This window comes from Micromonospora sp. NPDC051925 (assembly GCF_044548625.1).
Taxonomy (GTDB): domain Bacteria; phylum Actinomycetota; class Actinomycetes; order Mycobacteriales; family Micromonosporaceae; genus Micromonospora.
The window spans coordinates 152,955-171,704 of record NZ_JBIUCH010000019.1; the positions used below are offsets into that span (position 1 = coordinate 152,955).

At 73.2% G+C, this 18,750-nt stretch carries 4 protein-coding genes; 3 read left to right on the forward strand and 1 reads right to left on the reverse strand.

All coding sequences use genetic code 11. The annotated features are described in order from the left end of the window. Nucleotides 1–45 precede the first annotated feature (45 nt). Nucleotides 46–16,110 carry an SDR family NAD(P)-dependent oxidoreductase gene (locus ACIG87_RS24655; protein WP_396853560.1) on the forward strand — a complete coding sequence of 5,355 codons (16,065 nt, stop codon included), beginning with the start codon at nucleotides 46–48 and terminating at the stop codon, nucleotides 16,108–16,110. A gap of 11 nt (nucleotides 16,111–16,121) precedes the next feature. Then, complete coding sequence (locus ACIG87_RS24660) at nucleotides 16,122–17,024, forward strand: proline iminopeptidase-family hydrolase (RefSeq protein WP_396853562.1); 903 nt, start codon at nucleotides 16,122–16,124, stop codon at nucleotides 17,022–17,024. A 98-nt stretch (nucleotides 17,025–17,122) separates the two neighbouring features. Here ACIG87_RS24660 and ACIG87_RS24665 read toward each other — a convergent pair whose 3' ends face one another. Continuing rightward, nucleotides 17,123–17,563: a winged helix-turn-helix transcriptional regulator gene (locus ACIG87_RS24665; RefSeq protein WP_396853563.1), complete on the reverse strand. Its 441-nt coding sequence runs from the start codon at nucleotides 17,561–17,563 to the stop codon at nucleotides 17,123–17,125. 137 nt (nucleotides 17,564–17,700) lie between these two features. Between ACIG87_RS24665 and ACIG87_RS24670 the strand changes: the two genes are divergently transcribed. Next, a complete protein-coding gene (locus ACIG87_RS24670) occupies nucleotides 17,701–18,567 on the forward strand; it encodes an aldo/keto reductase family oxidoreductase (protein ID WP_396853565.1) in 867 nt (288 codons plus the stop codon). Nucleotides 18,568–18,750 lie beyond the last annotated feature (183 nt).

Here is an 18,750-nt window from a genome sequence, read left to right on the forward strand (position 1 = left end):
CCCGGAGCAACGTGTCCCGCTGGCAACGAGTTTGGTGAGGTTCGGATGGCGAACGAAGAGAAGCTCCTCGAATACCTGAAGCGGGTCACGGCCGATCTGCACCGCACCCGGGAGCGGCTGCGCGAGGTCGAGTCGCAGGAGCAGGATCCGATCGCGATCGTCGGCATGGCCTGCCGTTACCCGGGCGGGGTCAACTCGCCCGAGGACCTGTGGCGGCTGGTCGCCGACGGCGTCGACGCCATCGGCGACTTCCCCACCGACCGGGGCTGGGACACCGCCGCCCTCTACGACGCCGACCCGTCCACCGCCGGCAGCAGCTACGTCCAGCAGGGCGGCTTCGTCCACGACGCCGACGAGTTCGACGCCGAGTTCTTCGGCATCTCGCCCCGCGAGGCGTTGGCCATGGACCCGCAGCAGCGACTGGTGCTGGAGGCGAGCTGGGAGGCGTGCGAGCGGGCCGGCATCAACCCCGACTCGCTGCGCGGCGGGCCGGTCGGCGTCTTCGTCGGCTGCGGCGGCCAGGACTACTGGGACCGGCTCACCGTGCTGCCCGAACCGGTCGAGGCGTACATGAGCACCGGCAGCTCCGGCGCGGTCATCTCCGGGCGGGTCGCGTACAGCCTGGGGTTGGAGGGGCCGGCCGTCACCATCAACACCGCCTGCTCGTCGTCGCTGGTCGCGCTGCACCTGGCCGCGCACGCGCTGCGCCAGCGGGAGTGCGGCCTGGCGTTGGCCGGCGGCGTGACCGTGATGTCGACGCCCGGCGCGTTCGTCGCGTTCAGCCGGCAGCGGGGGCTGGCCTCCGACGGACGGTGCAAGCCCTTCTCCGAGGACGCCGACGGCACCGGCTGGGGCGAGGGCGTCGGCATGCTGCTGCTGGAGCGGCTCTCCGACGCCCAGCGCAACGGCCACCGGGTCCTCGCCGTCATCCGGGGTTCCGCGATCAACCAGGACGGCGCGTCCAACGGCCTGACCGCCCCCAACGGGGTGGCCCAGCAGCGGGTCATCCTCCAGGCGCTCGCCAACGCGGGTCTCACCTCCACCGACGTCGACCTGATCGAGGCGCACGGCACCGGCACCACCCTCGGCGACCCGATCGAGGCCGAGGCGCTGATCGCCACGTACGGCCACGACCGGCCGGCGGACCGGCCGCTCTGGCTCGGCTCGGTCAAGTCCAACATCGGCCACGCCCAGGCCGCCGCCGCCGTCAGCGGCGTGATCAAGATGGTGATGGCGCTGCGCAACGGCGTCCTGCCCAAGAGCCTGCACGTGGGCGAACCCTCCACGCACGTGGACTGGTCGGCCGGCACCGTGCAACTGCTGACCGAGGCGCGGCGGTGGCCCGACCACGGCCAGCCGCGCCGGGGCGGGGTGTCGTCGTTCGGCGTGAGCGGCACCAACGGGCACGTGATCCTGGAGCAGGCCCCACCGGTCGAGACCGCCGAGCCGGACGGGGCCGTCGAGCCGCCGGCGGTGCTCTGGCCGTTGTCGGGCCGGTCGGCGGCGGCGCTGGCCGGGCAGGCGGACCGGCTGCGGGGCTTCCTGACCGACGAGCGTCCGGTGGACGTCGGGTACTCGCTCGGGACGACCCGGGCGGTCTCGGCGTACCGGGGCGTGGTGCTCGGCGGTGACGTGGCCGGCCTGGAGACCCTGGCCGCCGGTGGCGGCCTGTCCGGCCAGGTGGTGTCCGGTCGGACGGCGGTGTTGTTCACGGGTCAGGGTGCGCAGCGGGTGGGGATGGGTCGTGAGTTGGCGGATGCCTTCCCGGTGTTCGCCGCTGCCCTGGACGAGGTGTGTGCGGCGTTCGGGCCGTTGTTGGGTGGTGATCTGCGGGAGGTGATGTTCGCCGATCCGGATGGTGTTCTGGATCGGACGGGGTGGACGCAGCCGGCGTTGTTCGCGGTGGAGGTGGCGTTGTTCCGTCTTGCGGAGTCGTGGGGTCTGAAGCCGGACTTCGTCGCCGGGCATTCGATCGGTGAACTGGCTGCCGCGCACGTTGCGGGCGTGTGGTCTCTCGAAGACGCGTGTCGGGTGGTGGCGGCGCGTGGTGGTCTGATGCAGGCCCTTCCCGCCGGTGGGGCGATGCTGGCCATCGCCGCGCCGCTGGACGAGTTGGACCTCGACGGCATCGACGTGGCCGCCGTCAACGGCCCCCGTGCGGTGGTTGTCTCCGGCACGGAGGAGCAGATTGCCGGCCTGGAGGCTCGTCTTGAGGTGAAGACGCGCCGGTTGCGGGTGTCGCACGCGTTCCATTCGCACCTGATGGACCCGATGCTCGCGGAGTACGGGCAGGTGCTCGACGGGGTGACCGCCAGCCCGGCGACCATCCCGTTGGTGTCCACCGCGACCGGTGATCTCGCCTCTGACGCCGAGTTGGGTGGTGCCGGGTACTGGCAGGGTCAGGTGCGGGGGACGGTCCGGTTCGCCGACGCCGTTGCTGCCCTGGCGGCGCGGGGCGTCACCCGGTTCGTGGAGATCGGGCCGGACAGTGTGCTCACCGCGATGGTCGCCGACTGCGTCGACGACGCGGTGGCGATCCCGCTCCAGCGACGCAAGCACGAGCAGGTCGCGGCGTACGCCGCCGGGATGGCCCAGGCGTGGATCAGCGGCGTCGACCTGGACTGGGCGGCGGTGCACCCGGGCGGCAGGTCGGTCGACCTGCCCACCTACGCCTTCCAGCGCCAACGCTTCTGGCTGGACGCCCCGGCCGACCCCGGGGACGCCACCGCCATGGGGCTGGACTCCGCCGACCACCCGCTGCTCGGCGCGGCGGTCACCCTCGCCAACGCCGACGGCGCAGTCCTCACCGGCCGGCTCTCCCTCGACCGGCACCCGTGGCTTGCCGACCACGCCGTCAACGGCGCGGTGGTCTTCCCCGGCACCGGCTACGTCGACCTCGCCCTACACGCCGGCGCGCAGGTCGGTGCCGAGACCGTCGACGACCTGACCATCGAGACCCCGCTGGTGCTGCCCGAACGCGGCGCCGTCCAGCTCCAGGTCGTCGTCGGCCCGGCCGACGCCGGACAGGCCCGCACCCTCCAGGTGTACGCCCGCAGCGCCGACACCGACGCCCCGTGGACCCGGCACGCCAGCGGGGTGCTCGCCACCGGCCGCCGTACCACCGGAACCGCCCTCACCGAGTGGCCGCCCGCCGGTGCGGAACCGGTCCCCACCGACGACCTGTACGACCACCTCGCCGCCGGCGGCCTGGTCTACGGCCCGGTGTTCCGGGGGCTGCGCCGGGTCTGGCGACACGGCGACGAGTTCTCTGCCGAGGTGAGCCTTCCCGAGGAGGTGGATGCCGACGGCTTCGGCCTGCACCCCGCCGTGCTCGACGCCGGCCTGCACGCCCTCGGCTTCGCCGACGGTGACACCTTCCGGGGGCTGCCGTTCGCCTGGTCGGGTCTCACCCTGCACGCCACCGGCGCGGCCGGCGTCCGGGTCCGGCTCACCCCGGCCGGCTCCGGGGTCCGGGTGGCCGTCGCCGACGCGGTCGGCGCCCCGGTCGCCACGATCGACTCGCTGGTGCTGCGGCCCGTCCAGGTGGTCCGCCCCGGCGGGGTCGCCGACGCGCTGTTCGACCTCACCTGGCAGGAGATCGGCACCCCCGGCACGGTGCCCACCCCGGGCTGGGCGCACCACCCGGCTGCCAGCGGGCCGGTGCCCGCCGTCGGCCCGACCGCCCCGGACGCCGCCGGCGACCTGCGGGTGCTGGCCGCCGGGGTCGGCGGGGACGTCGCCGGCCCGGAGGCGGTGCACGACGAGGTGAACCGGGTGCTCGGGCTGGTGCAGGAGTGGCTGGCCGGCCCGGACACCCACCGGCTGGTGGTGCTCACCCGACGCGCCGTCGGTGACGACGTGACCGACCTGGCCGGGGCGGCCGTGTGGGGGCTGCTCCGCTCGGCGCAGGCCGAGAACCCGGACCGGTTGCTGCTGGTCGACACCGACGCCGACCCGACCGGGGACGTGACGTCGGCGCTCGCCGTGGCCCTGGCGACCGGCGAACCGCAGGTGCGGGTCCGCGACGGTGTGGTCTCGGTGCCCCGGCTCACCCGCCAGGTCGTCGCCCCGTCCACCCCGGACGCCCCGCTCTTCGGCACGGGCACCGTGCTGGTCACCGGCGCGACCGGTGCGCTCGGCACGGCGGTGGCCCGGCACCTGGTGGCGACGCACGGGGTGTCCCGGTTGCTGCTGGTGTCCCGACGTGGCCCCGCCGCCGAGGGCGCCGACGCCCTCGTCGCGGAGCTGACCGGGGCCGGCGCGCAGGTCGAGCTGGTCGCCGCCGACGTGGCCGACCGTTCCCAGCTGACGGCCCTGGTCGACGGCCATCCGGACCTGTCGGCGGTGGTGCACACGGCGGGCGTGCTGGACGACGGCGTGGTGTCGTCGCTGTCGACCGCGCGGCTCTCGGCGGTGCTGCGTCCCAAGGTGGACGCGGCGTGGCTGCTGGACGAGCTGACCCGGGACCGGGACCTGTCGGCGTTCGTGCTGTTCTCCTCGATGTCCGGGGTGCTGGGTGCTCCCGGGCAGGGCAACTACGCGGCGGCGAACGCGTTCCTGGACGCGCTGGCGGTGGTACGACGCTCCGCCGGCCGACCGGCGGTGTCGCTGGCCTGGGGGCTGTGGGGTGCCGGTTCGGCGATGACCGACCGGCTCGGCGACGCCGACCGGGAGCGGATGTCCCGGGGCGGGGTGCTGCCGCTGGCCACCGCCGACGGGCTGGCCCTGCTCGACGCCGCCGTCGCCAACCCGTACCCGACGGCGGTGCCGGCGCGGCTCGACCTGGCCGCCCTGCGCGCCCTCGGCGACGACCTGCCGCTGCCGTTCCACGGCCTGGTCCGCCCGGCCCGGCGCACGGCCGCCCGTGCCGTCGCCGGGGCTGCCACCAGCGGCTGGGCGGCGGACCTCGCCGCACTGCCCACCGAGGAACGCGAGCGCGCCGCCACCGCCCTGGTCCTCAGTCAGGTGGCGGCGGTCCTCGGGCACGCCTCCGCCGAGCGGATCGACGCCGGTCGGGCGTTCCAGGAGCTGGGTTTCGACTCGCTCACCGCCGTCGAGCTGCGCAACGGCCTCTCCGCCAGCACCGGCCTGCGGCTGCCGGCCACCCTGATCTTCGACTACCCGTCGCCGCGTGACCTGGCCCGGCACCTGCTCAACGAGATCGGTGGCCCGGACAGCGCCGACACGACCCGGGCGGTCACCGGCACGGCCGTCGCGGACGAGCCGGTGGCGATCGTCGGGATGGCCTGCCGCTACCCCGGCGGCATCACCTCCCCGGAGGACCTGTGGCGGCTGGTCGCCGACGGTGTCGACGCCGTCGACGGCTTCCCCACCGACCGGGGTTGGGACCTGGCCCGGCTCTACGACCCGACCGGCACCCGCCCCGAGACCACGTACGTGGACAAGGGCGGGTTCCTCACCGACGCCGCCGAGTTCGACCCGGTCTTCTTCGGCATCTCACCCCGCGAAGCGGTGATCATGGACCCGCAGCAGCGGCTGCTGCTGGAGGTCTCCTGGGAGGCGTTCGAGCGGGCCGGCATCGACCCGGGCACCCTGCGCGGCTCGTCCACCGGCGTGTTCGCCGGGGTGATGTACCACGACTACGTCTCGGGGCACAGCTCCGGCAGCATCGTCACCGGCCGGGTGGCGTACACGTTCGGGCTGGAGGGGCCGGCGGTGTCGGTCGACACGGCGTGTTCGTCGTCGTTGGTGGCGATGCATCTGGCGGGTCAGGCGTTGCGGTCGGGTGAGTGTGATCTGGCGTTGGCTGGTGGGGTGACGGTGATGGCGACGCCGGAGACGTTTGTGGAGTTTTCGCGGCAGCAGGGTTTGGCGCGGGATGGTCGGTGTAAGCCGTTTGCGGCGGGTGCTGATGGGACCGGGTGGTCTGAGGGTGTTGGTGTGTTGGTGTTGGAGCGGTTGTCGGATGCGGTGCGGAATGGGCATCGGGTTTTGGGTGTGGTGCGGGGTTCGGCGGTGAATCAGGATGGTGCGTCGAATGGTTTGACGGCGCCGAATGGTCCGTCTCAGCAGCGGGTGATTCGTCAGGCGTTGGCGAATGCGCGGGTGTCGGCGGCTGAGGTGGATGTGGTGGAGGCGCATGGTACGGGTACGACGTTGGGTGATCCGATTGAGGCGCAGGCGATTCTGGCGACGTATGGTCGGGGTCGGGAGTTGCCGTTGTGGTTGGGTTCGGTGAAGTCGAACCTTGGTCATACGCAGGCTGCTGCGGGTGTTGCTGGGGTTATCAAGATGGTGATGGCGATGCGGCATGGGGTGGTGCCGCGCACTCTGCATGTGGATGCGCCGAGTCCGCATGTGGACTGGTCTGCGGGTGAGGTGCGGTTGGCCACCGAGGTCGTGGACTGGCCGTCGGTGGGTCGGCCTCGTCGGGCGGCGGTCTCCTCGTTCGGCATCAGCGGCACCAACGCCCACCTGATCCTGGAACAGGCCCCCGCGACCACGCCGGCCACCGACCCCGCCCCGCCGTCGGTGCCGCTCTGGCCGGTGTCCGGCCGGTCCGCCGCCGGCCTCGCCGCCCAGGCCGCCCGCCTCGCCGACTTCCTCGCCGACGCCGACCTGCACCCCGCCGACGTGGCCCTGACCCTCGGCACCGGCCGGGCGGCCCTGGAACACCGGGGTGTGGCCGTCGGTGACGGCGTCGCCGGTCTCCGCGCGCTCGCCGCCGGCCAGGGCGTGCACGGCCACCTGACCACCGGCCGTACGGCCGTCCTCTTCACCGGTCAGGGTGCGCAGCGGGTCGGCATGGGTCGTGAGCTTGCGGACGCCTTCCCGGTCTTCGCCGCCGCCCTCGACGAGGTGTGTGCCGCGTTCGGGCCGTTGCTCGATGGTGATCTGCGGGAGGTGATGTTCGCCGATCCGGACGGTGTTCTGGATCAGACGGGGTGGACGCAGCCGGCGTTGTTCGCGGTCGAGGTGGCGTTGTTCCGTCTTGCGGAGTCGTGGGGTCTGAAGCCGGACTTCGTCGCCGGGCATTCGATCGGTGAACTGGCTGCCGCGCATGTCGCCGGGGTGTGGTCTCTCGAGGATGCGTGTCGGGTGGTGGCGGCGCGTGGTGGGTTGATGCAGGCGTTGCCCGCCGGTGGGGCGATGCTCGCCATCGCCGCGCCGTTGAGTGAGTTGGACCTCGACGGCATCGATGTGGCGGCGGTGAACGGTCCCCGTGCGGTGGTGGTGTCGGGCACCGAGGAGCAGATCGCCGGCCTGGAGTCGTCCCTTGAGGTCAAGACGCGTCGGTTGCGGGTGTCGCATGCGTTCCATTCGCATCTGATGGATCCGATGCTCGCCGAGTACGGGCGGGTCCTCGACGGGGTGGTCGCCAATCCGGCGGGTGTTCCGCTGGTGTCCACGGCGACCGGTGATCTCGCCACCGACGACGAGTTGGGTAGTGCCGGGTACTGGCAGGGGCAGGTGCGGGGGACGGTGCGGTTCGCCGACGCGGTCGCCGCGCTCAAGGAACGCGGGGTCACCCGGTTCGTGGAGATCGGGCCGGACAGTGTGCTCACCGCGATGGTCGCCGACAGCGTCGGCGACGCGGTGACCGTCCCGTTGCAGCGCCGTGACCGGGACGAGGTCACCGGGTACGCCACCGGGATGGCCCAGGCGTGGACCACCGGCGTCGACCTCGACTGGTCGGCCATCCACCCCGCCGCGCGGCAGGTCGACCTGCCCACCTACGCCTTCCAACGCCAGCACTACTGGCTCTATGACCCGGCCCTCGTCGGGGCCGGACTGCTCGCCGCCACCCACCCGCTGCTCGACGCCGCCGTACCGCTGGCCAACACCGACGGCGTCGTCTTCACCGGGCGCTGGTCGCTGAACACCCACCCGTGGCTCGCCGAACACGCCGTCGGCGGCACCGTCGTGTTCCCCGGCACCGGTCTGGTCGAACTCGCCATCCACGCCGGCGACCAGGTCGGCACCGGCCTGCTCGACGAGCTGACCCTGCACGCGCCGCTCGTCGTCCCCGACGGCGGCAGCGTCGAGGTGCAGGTCGCCGTCGAGACGCCCGACCCGACCGGCCGGCGTGCCGTCCAGGTGCACTCCCGCCACCGGGACGACGCGCCGTGGACCCGGCACGCCACCGGCGTCCTCACCGCCGGGGACACCCCCGGCGTCGCCCTCACCGAGTGGCCTCCCGCCGACGCCGAAGCCCTGCCGCTGGCCGGCCTCTACGACGACCTCGCCACCGGCGGACTCGACTACGGCCCCACCTTCCAGGGCCTGCGCCGCGCCTGGCGGGCCGGCGACGACCTCTTCGCCGAGGTCGACCTCCCCGACGGTACGGACAACGACGGCTACGGCCTGCACCCGGCGCTCTTCGACGCCGCCCTGCACACCCTCACCCGCGCCGACGGTGACTCCCACCGGGGCCTGCCGTTCGCCTGGTCGGGCGTGGCGCTGCACGCCACCGCCGCGACCAGCCTCCGGGTCCGGCTCACCCCCGTCGGCACCGGCGTCCGGATCGCGGTCGCCGACGCGGTCGGCGCACCCGTCGCCACCGTGCAGTCGTTGGTGTTCCGCCCGGTGCAGGTCGCCGCCGCCTCCGGCGTCGCCGACGCGCTCTTCGGCCTCGACTGGCAGCCCGTCGGGGTCACCCTGACGGCAACCACCCCCACCTGGGCCTGGCACCCCGACACCGCCCCGACCGCGACCGGCGACGACTCGGTGGACCTGGTGGTGCTGGCCGCCGGTGGCACCGACGACGTGCACGCCGAGGTGAACCGGGTACTGGGGATCGCCCAGCGCTGGCTGGCCGAGACGACCACCACCGCCCCGCTCGTCGTCCTCACCCGGCACGCCGTCGGCGACGACGTGACCGACCTGGCCGGGGCGGCGGTGTGGGGCCTGATCCGCTCCGCGCAGGCGGAGAACCCCGACCGGTTCCTCCTCGTCGACTCCGACACCGAGCGGCTCGACGACGTACTGCCGCTGGCCCTGGCCACCGGAGACCCGCAGGTGCTGGTCCGGGACGGCGTCGTCGCCGTACCCCGGATCGGGCGTCGGACGCTGCCGACGACGCCGGACACCCCGCTCTTCGGCACCGGCACGGTGCTGGTCACCGGCGCGACCGGCGCGCTCGGCACGGCGGTGGCCCGGCACCTGGTGGCGACGCACGGTGTGTCCCGGCTGCTGTTGCTGTCGCGCAGCGGCCCGGCGGCGGCCGGTGCGGGCGACCTCGTCGCGGAGCTGTCCGAGGCGGGGGCGCAGGTCGACCTGGTCGCCTGCGACGTGGCCGACCGGGATCAGGTGACCGCCGTGCTGGCGGGTGCGCCGGACCTGTCGGCGGTGGTGCACACGGCCGGTGTGCTCGACGACGGCATCGTGTCGTCGCTCACCGCAGCGCGGGTATCGGGGGTGTTGCGCCCCAAGGTGGACGCGGCGGCGCTGCTGGACGAGCTGACCCGGGACCGGCCGCTGTCGGCGTTCGTGCTGTTCTCCTCGCTCTCCGGGGTGATCGGCGCACCCGGGCAGGCCAACTACGCGGCGGCGAACGCCTACCTCGACGCGCTCGCGGTGTCCCGTCGGAGGGCAGGGCTGCCGGGGGTGTCGTTGGCGTGGGGGTTGTGGGGTGCGGGGTCGGCGATGACCGACCGGCTCGGCGACGCCGACCGGGAACGGATGTCCCGGGGCGGGGTGCTGCCGCTGACGACCGAGGACGGGTTGGCGCTGCTCGACGCCGCCGTCGCCGGTGGACCGGCCACCCTCGTCCCGGCCCGGCTCGACGTGCCCACCCTGCGTACCCTCGGCGACCGGCTGCCCCCGGTGCTGCGTGGCCTGGCCGGCCCGACCCGGCGCACCGCCGCCACCGCCGCGACCGTCGACCGGCCGCAGAGCGACTGGCTGGCCATCCTGCCGGAGAACGAGCGGGCCGGAGCCGTCCGGCACCTGGTCCACACCCATGTCGCCGCCGTGCTCGGCCTCGCCGGGCCGGACGCCGTCGAGGCGGACCGGACCTTCCAGAGCCTCGGCTTCGACTCGCTCACCGCCGTCGAACTGCGCAACGCCCTGTCCACGGCCGCCGGCCTGCGACTGCCCGCCACCCTGATCTTCGACTACCCGACGCCGGTGGCCCTCGCCGAGTCGCTGCACCGTGAGCTGACCGGTGCCCTCGACGTACCGCAGGCCCGGGAGACCGCCACCACGGCGGTCGGTGACGAGCCGGTGGCGATCGTCGGGATGGCCTGCCGCTACCCCGGTGGGGTGTCCTCGCCCGAGGACCTGTGGCGGCTGGTCGCCGACGGGGTCGACGCCGTCGACGGCTTTCCCACCGACCGGGGTTGGGACCTGGCCCGCCTCTACGACCCGACCGGCACCCGCCCCGACACGAGCTACGCCGACCAGGGCGGGTTCCTGCCCGGTGCGACCGGCTTCGACCCGGCCTTCTTCGGCATCTCGCCCCGGGAGGCCGTCCTGATGGACCCGCAGCAGCGGCAGCTGCTGGAGGTCTCCTGGGAGGCGTTCGAGCGGGCCGGCATCGACCCCTCCTCGGTACGCGGCTCCGCCACCGGCGTCTTCGCCGGCCTCATGTACCACGACTACGTGACCGGGCACAGCGCCGGCAGCGTCGTCTCCGGCCGGATCGCCTACACCCTCGGCCTCGAAGGCCCCGCCGTCACCGTGGACACGGCGTGTTCGTCGTCGTTGGTGGCGATGCATCTGGCGGGTCAGGCGTTGCGGTCGGGTGAGTGTGATCTGGCGTTGGCTGGTGGGGTGACGGTGATGGCGACGCCGGAGACGTTTGTGGAGTTTTCGCGGCAGCAGGGTTTGGCGCGGGATGGTCGGTGTAAGCCGTTTGCGGCGGGTGCTGATGGGACCGGGTGGTCTGAGGGTGTTGGTGTGTTGGTGTTGGAGCGGTTGTCGGATGCGGTGCGGAATGGGCATCGGGTTTTGGGTGTGGTGCGGGGTTCGGCGGTGAATCAGGATGGTGCGTCGAATGGTTTGACGGCGCCGAATGGTCCGTCTCAGCAGCGGGTGATTCGTCAGGCGTTGGCGAATGCGCGGGTGTCGGCGGCTGAGGTGGATGTGGTGGAGGCGCATGGTACGGGTACGACGTTGGGTGATCCGATTGAGGCGCAGGCGATTCTGGCGACGTATGGTCGGGGTCGGGAGTTGCCGTTGTGGTTGGGTTCGGTGAAGTCGAACCTTGGTCATACGCAGGCTGCTGCGGGTGTTGCTGGGGTTATCAAGATGGTGATGGCGATGCGGCATGGGGTGGTGCCGCGCACTCTGCATGTGGATGCGCCGAGTCCGCATGTGGACTGGTCTGCGGGTGAGGTGCGGTTGGCCACCGAGGTCGTGGACTGGCCGTCGGTGGGTCGGCCTCGTCGGGCGGCGGTCTCCTCGTTCGGCATCAGCGGCACCAACGCCCACGTCATCGTCGAGGAGTACCCGCAGCCCGTCGCCGCGCCCGTGTCGACGCCGGAACCGGCCGTGGTGCTCTGGCCGCTGGCCAGCCGTTCCACCGCCGGACTCACCGCCCAGGCGACCCGGCTGCGGGACTTCCTCACCGACGAGCGGCCGGTCGACATCGGGCACTCCCTCGCCACCGGCCGGGCCGCCCTGGACCACCGGGCTGTCGTCGTCGGCGGCTCCGCCCCCGACCTCGCCGCCGGCTCCGCCCCCGACCTCGCCGCCGGCCTGGAGGCCCTGGCCGCCGGCACCGGTCTGTCGGGTCGGGTGACCGCTGGTCGGACGGCGGTGTTGTTCACGGGTCAGGGTGCGCAGCGGGTGGGGATGGGTCGTGAGCTTGCGGATGCCTTCCCGGTGTTCGCCGCTGCCCTGGACGAGGTGTGTGCGGCGTTCGGGCCGTTGTTGGGTGGTGATCTGCGGGAGGTGATGTTCGCCGATCCGGGTGGTGTGTTGGATCAGACGGGGTGGACGCAGCCGGCGTTGTTCGCGGTGGAGGTGGCGTTGTTCCGTCTTGCGGAGTCGTGGGGTCTGAAGCCGGACTTCGTCGCCGGGCATTCGATCGGTGAACTGGCTGCCGCGCATGTGGCGGGGGTGTGGTCGCTGGAGGATGCGTGTCGGGTGGTGGCGGCGCGTGGTGGGTTGATGCAGGCGTTGCCGGCGGGTGGGGCGATGTTGGCGGTCGCGGCGTCGCTGGATGAGTTGGATCTCGATGGCGTCGATGTGGCGGCGGTGAACGGTCCTCGTGCGGTGGTGGTGTCGGGCACGGAGGAGCAGATTGCCGGCCTGGAGGCTCGTCTTGAGGTGAAGACGCGCCGGTTGCGGGTGTCGCATGCGTTCCATTCGCATCTGATGGATCCGATGCTCGCGGAGTACGGGCGGGTCCTCGACGGGGTGGTCGCCAATCCGGCGGGTGTTCCGTTGGTGTCGACGGCGACCGGTGATCTCGCTTCTGCCGCCGAGTTGGGTAGTGCTGGGTACTGGCAGGGTCAGGTGCGGGGGACGGTGCGGTTCGCCGACGCGGTCGCCGCGCTCAAGGAACGCGGGGTCACCCGGTTCATCGAGATCGGGCCGGACAGTGTGCTCACCGCGATGGTCGCCGACTGCGTCGACGACGCGGTCACCGTTGCGCTGCAACGGCGCGACAGGGGCCAGGTGGAGGCGTACGCCGCCGGGATGGCCCAGGCGTGGATCAGCGGGATCGGCCTGGACTGGGCGGCGGTGCACCCGGGCGGCCGGCAGGTCGACCTGCCCACCTACGCCTTCCAGCACCAGCACTACTGGATGCAGGACACCGGAGCCGACCGGGACGTCACCGCCGCCGGGCTGCTCGACGCCGCGCACCCGCTGCTGTCGGCCGTCACCACCCTGCCCGACACCGACGGGCTGATCGCCACCGGGCTGCTGTCCCGGCGTACCCACCCGTGGTTGGCCGACCACGCGTTGGGCGACACGATCGTGCTGCCCGGCACCGGACTGGTCGAACTCGCCCTCCACGCCGGTGACCACGTCGGCTGCGGCCGGCTGGCCGAACTCACCCTCCAGGCCCCGCTGGTCGTCCCCGACGACGACGGCGTCCAGGTGCAGGTGGCCGTCGGCGCACCCGGCGACGACGGCAGCCGGCCGGTCACCGTCTACTCCCGGCACCAGGACGCGCCGTGGACGCGGCACGCCACCGGGCTGCTCACCCCGGCACCGACCAGCCCGTCGGCCGACCCGTCGGCCCCGTGGCCGCCGGCCGCCGCCACCCCCGTCGACTTCGACGGGATCTACGAGCGGATGGCTGACGCCGGTCTGGTCTACGGCCCGGTCTTCCAGGGCCTGCGGGCCGCCTGGCGACACGGTGACGAGGTGTACGCCGAGATCGCGCTCCCCACCGACGTCCTCGACGCCGACCGGTTCCACCTGCACCCGGCCCTGTTCGACGCGGCCCTGCACGCCGTCGGCCTCAGCCGGGGCGAGGGAGCGCCCGCCGTCCCGTTCTCCTGGACCGGGGTGACCGTCCACGCCACCGGCGCGGCAACCCTGCGGGTCACCGTCACTCCCGCCAGCCCCGACGAGGTCGCCCTCACCCTCACCGACGAGGCCGGTGACCCGATCGCCCGGGTCGACTCGCTGGTGTTGCGGGAAATCGACCCCGGCCAGCTCGCCGCCGCCCGTACCGGCCGGCAGGAGCACCTCTACCGGGTCGACTGGACCCCGGTGCCGCTGCCCGCCACCCCGACCACCGGCCGGTGGGCGCTCGTCGGCGCCGACGAGTTCAAGGTGGCCGCCGCGCTCGACACGGTCGGGCTGGTCGCCGAGGCCCACCCCGACCTGAGCGCCCTCACCGCCGCCCTGGACGCGGGGGACGCCGCACCGGACGTGGTGCTGGTCGCCAGCGTCCAACCCGACTCGAGGGACCTCGCCGCCGGTGCCCGGCACACCACCGGGCAGCTCCTCGGGCTGATGCAGACCTGGTTGGCCGACGCGCGGTTGGCCGCGTCCCGGCTGCTGGTGCTCACCCACGGCGCGCAGGGCACCCCGGGCACCGAACCCGCCGCCGCGGCGGCCTGGGGCCTCGGCCGGTCCGCCCAGTCGGAGAACCCGGGGCGGATCGTCCTGGTCGACCTCGACGACCACGACGAGTCGGCGCAGGCCCTCCCGGCCGTGCTTGCCGGCGGCGAACCGCAACTGGTCATCCGCGAGGGCGTCGCCCACGCCGCCCGGCTGGTGCCCGCCGCCGCGCCCGACGGCACCCCCGGCAGCGTCTTCACCGCCGACGGCACCGTCCTGCTCACCGGAGCCGGCGGCACCCTCGGCCGGCTCGTCGCCCGGCACCTGGTCGACGCGTACGGGGTCCGGCACCTGCTGCTGGCCAGCCGGCGGGGCCCCGACGCGGACGGGATGGCCGCGCTGCGCGAAGACCTCACCGCCCGCGGGGCCGAGGTCACCGTGGCGGCCTGCGACCTGGCCGACCGGGACGCGGTCGCCGCGCTGCTCGCCGGGGTGCCCGCCGACCACCCGCTGACCGGGGTGGTGCACGCCGCCGGGGTGCTCGACGACGGGATCATCCCGGCACTGACCCGGGACCGCCTCGACGCGGTGCTGCGCCCCAAGGTCGACGCCGCCACCCACCTGCACGAGCTGACCCGCGACGCCGACCTCACCGCGTTCGTGCTCTTCTCCTCGGCGGCCGGTGTGCTCGGCGGGCCGGGCCAGGGCAACTACGCGGCGGCGAACGCCTTCCTCGACGCGCTGGCCAGCGCCCGGCGGTCGGCCGGGCTGCCCGCCCAGTCCCTCGCCTGGGGGCCGTGGGCCGGCGGCGGGATGGCCGACGACCTCGGCGGCACCGACCGGGCCCGGATGTCCCGGGGCGGAGTGCTGCCGATGTCGGCCGGGGAGGGGTTGGCCCTGCTCGACGCGGCACTGGTCCGTACCGACGCGGTGCTCGTCCCGGTCAAGGCCGACCTGCGCACCGCGGCGGCGGGGGAGGTGCCGCCGATCCTCGGCGCGCTGGTCACCCCGGCCCGGCGTACCGCGTCCGGCAGCGCCCGGCCCGACCCGGCGGCGCTGCGGCGTACCCTCGCCGGGCTCGACGCCGACGGCCAGGAGGCGCAGCTGCGCGAGCTGGTCCGGGCGCGGGCCGCGACGGTGCTCGGCCACGGCGGACCCGACGACGTCGACCCGGCGCTGCGCTTCGTCGAGCTGGGCTTCGACTCGCTCACCGCGATGGAGCTGCGCAACGCCCTCAACGAGGCCACCGGGCTGCGGCTGGCCACCGGGGTGGTCTTCGACCACGGCAGCGTCGCCGAACTCGCCGCGCTGCTGCGCACCGAACTGGCCGCCGCACCCACCGAGGACCGGGCCGGACCGCCCGACACCGCCGCCGACACGATGAGCGCGCTGTTCCGTACCGCCGTCAAGGGTGGTCGGGTGCAGCAGGGCCTGTCCCTGCTGTACGCGGTGGCCGACATCCGGCCCACCTTCGACGGGCCGGCCGACCTGCCGGAGATCCCCGCCCCCCGCCGGCTCGCCCGCGGCGACCAGGGGCCGGCGATCGTCTGCTTCCCCTCGCCGATGGCGCTCGGCGGCGACCAGCAGTACGCCCGGTTCACCGCCGAGTTCGGCGGCGCCCGGGACGTGTGGACCCTGCCGGTGCCGGGCTTCGGCCGCGACGACAGCCTGCCCGCCTCGTCCGACGCGGCGGTACGGGTCTTCGCCGAGATGGTCCGGCCGATCGCCGAACAGGGGCCGTACGTCATCGTCGGCTACTCCTCCGGTGGGCTGTTCGCCCACGCCACCGCCGGTGAGCTGGAGCGGCAGGGCCACGGCCCGACCGGGGTGGTGCTGCTGGACACCTACCTGACCACCGGCAGCACCACGGCGACGTTCTTCACCCACATGCTCGAATCGCTGCTGGCCAAGGAGGACACCTTCGGCGAGTTCAGCAGCGCCCGGCTCTCGGCGATGGGCCGGTACATCCGGCTGCTGGACACCTGCCCGATCGAGGCGATCGACACGCCGGTGCTCTTCGTCCGGCCGCAGGAGTCCATCGTGGCCGGCAGCGACGACGACGGGTGGCGGGCCACCTGGGAAACCCCGCACACGCTCCGGGAGGTGCCCGGCGACCACTTCACCATGATGGAGGGTCAGGTCGGCACGACCGCCGGGGTGGTACGGGACTGGATCTCGCAGTGACGACAGCTGGAGTGGACGACATGACACTGGCACCGACCGCCAAGGGCACCGTCGAGTTCGGCGACCACCGGACCTGGTACCGGGTGACGGGGGAGCTGCACGGCGGTCGGCCGCCGCTCGTCGTGCTGCACGGCGGCCCCGGCAGCACCCACGACTACCTGCTGAACCTGGCCGAGCTGAGCCGGTCCGGCTGGCCGGTGGTGCACTACGACCAGCTCGGCAACGGTGGCTCCACCCACCTGCGTGGGGGCGCCGACTTCTGGACCGTGGAGCTGTTCCTGGCCGAGCTGGACAACCTGCTGCGTCAACTCGGCATCGCCGACGGGTACGTGCTGCTGGGACAGTCCTGGGGCGGGGTGCTGGCGGCGTCGCACGCGGTGGACCGGCCCGCCGGGCTGCGCGGCCTGGTGATCGCCAACGCGCCGGCGTCGTACCCGCTCTGGCTGCCGGAGCTGGACGTCCTGCGGGCCGCGCTGCCGCCCGGCGTGGACGCGACGCTGCGCCGCCACGAGGCTGCCGGCACCACCGACAGCGCCGCGTACAAGGCCGCGATGATGGTCTTCTACCAGCGGCACGTGTGCCGGTGCAAGCCGCTGCCGCCGGAGCTGATGGCCTCCTTCATGGAGATCAACGGCGATTCGACCGTCTACCACTCGATGAACGGGCCGAGCGAGTTCCACATCACCGGCACGCTGCGCGACTACTCGCTGGTCGACCGGCTGCCGCAGATCGACGTGCCCACCCTGGTCGTCAGCGGCGAGCACGACGAGGTCACCCCCGCCGCGGTACGCCCCTTCCACGACCTCGTCCCCGGGGCGCGTTGGGAGATCATCGAGGGGGCCAGCCACCTGCCGCACCTGGAGACCCCGGAGCGGTTCACCGAGATCCTCACCGAGTTTCTCGACAAGGTCTGAGTCGGCGAGCGTCGGGCCGCCGGACGGTGGTGGCGGGTACGGCCCGCCCCCTGCGCTCGGGTGGTGGCGGGTGCGGGCCGCCTCTGCGCCCCGCCGGGTCAGGGGGTCCGGGCGTCGTACGCCGCGCGGTGGGCGAGCACGTCGTCCATGTGCGTCTCGGCCCAGCCCTTGAGGCCGCGCATCATCTCGTGCAGGGAGAGGCCGAGGTCGGTCAGCTCGTAGGTGACCGTGACGGGCACGGTCGGCGTCACGGTGCGGGTGATCAGCCCGTCCCGTTCCAGGGAGCGCAGCGTCTGGGTGAGCATCTTCTGGCTGACGCCGGCCAGCAGACGGGACAGCTCCGAGTAGCGCATCGGCCGGGGCTCGCCGGCGCAGTCGGCGCCGAACCGGTGCGAGCCGTCGGTGCGCAGCGCGGCCAGCACCAGCACCACCCACTTGTCGGAAATCCGGTCGAGCAGCTTGCGACTGGGACACAATGCCAGAAAGGCGTCATAATCCGCCTTGGTCGAGGCCCTCTTCTGCGCTGCCGTCGTCGCCATCGATCACTCCTTCACCCGGGGGTACGTTGCGCACTCGGAAGTGCCTACTTCCCACCAGGAAGTTACCCCACGATAGTGGAGCAGGTAGCCGTCCGGCACCAGCGCCGACGAGCAACCCGAAAGCCCGAGGTACGAACATGCACTCCACGTCCCTTCCCGGCGGCACCTGGACGCTGGGCGATCTGACCGTCACCCGGCTCGGCTACGGCGCCATGCAGCTCGCCGGCCCCGGGGTGATGGGGCCGCCCGCCGACCCCGCCGGTGCGCTCGCCGTGCTCAGGGAGGTCGTCGCCCTGGGCATCACCCACATCGACACCAGCGACGCCTACGGGCCGCACGTCACCAACCAGCTGATCCGGGAGGCGCTGCACCCGTACCCCGACGCGCTGCACATCGTGACCAAGGTCGGCGCGACCCGCGACCGGCAGGGCGGCTGGCCCCCGGCCCGAGCGCCGGAGCAGCTGCGCCGGGCCGTCCAGGAGAACCTCGACCACCTCGGAGTCGAGGCGCTCGACCTGGTCAACCTCCGGCTCGGCAGCGCCGTGGGAACCGAACCCGGCCCACTCGCCGAGCCGTTCGAGACGCTCGTCGACCTTCAGCGGGAGGGCCTGATCCGGCACCTCGGGGTGAGCAACGTGACGCCGGATCAGGTGACCGAGGCGCAGGCGATCGCGCCGATCGTGTGCGTACAGAACCTCTACAACCTGGCGTACCGCCAGGACGACGACCTGATCGACCGGCTCGCCGAGCAGGGCGTAGCCTACGTGCCGTTCTTCCCGCTCGGCGGCTTCAGCCCGCTGCAGTCCTCGGCGCTGTCGACCGTGGCCGCCCGGCTGGGCGCGACGCCGATGTCGGTCGCCCTGGCCTGGCTGCTGCACCGGTCGCCGAACATCCTCCTGATCCCCGGCACCTCGTCGGTGGCGCACCTGCGGGAGAACGTCGCCGGCGCGGGGCTCGCGCTCTCCGCCGACGACCTCACCGAACTGGACAAGATCGGCCGCTGACGCGATATCCGCCGGTCAGTTGCGCACATTCCGTGGACCGCGGCGCACGACGGAAGGTGCCCGTGACCGATAATGGTCACGGGCACCTCTCGTGTTTTGACCATCGGGGGGATTCGTAGTGGTCTAGGTCTAGCGATATGGGGAGGACCCTGTCCATGATCTGAGTTTCCAGACAAAGATCAT

Coding starts and splice junctions, on each gene's coding strand:
- ACIG87_RS24655 (WP_396853560.1), top strand. CDS start 46: ATGGCGAACGAAGAGAAGCTCCTCGAATACCTGAAGCGGGTCACGGCC.
- ACIG87_RS24670 (WP_396853565.1), top strand. CDS start 17,701: ATGCACTCCACGTCCCTTCCCGGCGGCACCTGGACGCTGGGCGATCTG.
- ACIG87_RS24665 (WP_396853563.1), bottom strand. CDS start 17,563: ATGGCGACGACGGCAGCGCAGAAGAGGGCCTCGACCAAGGCGGATTAT.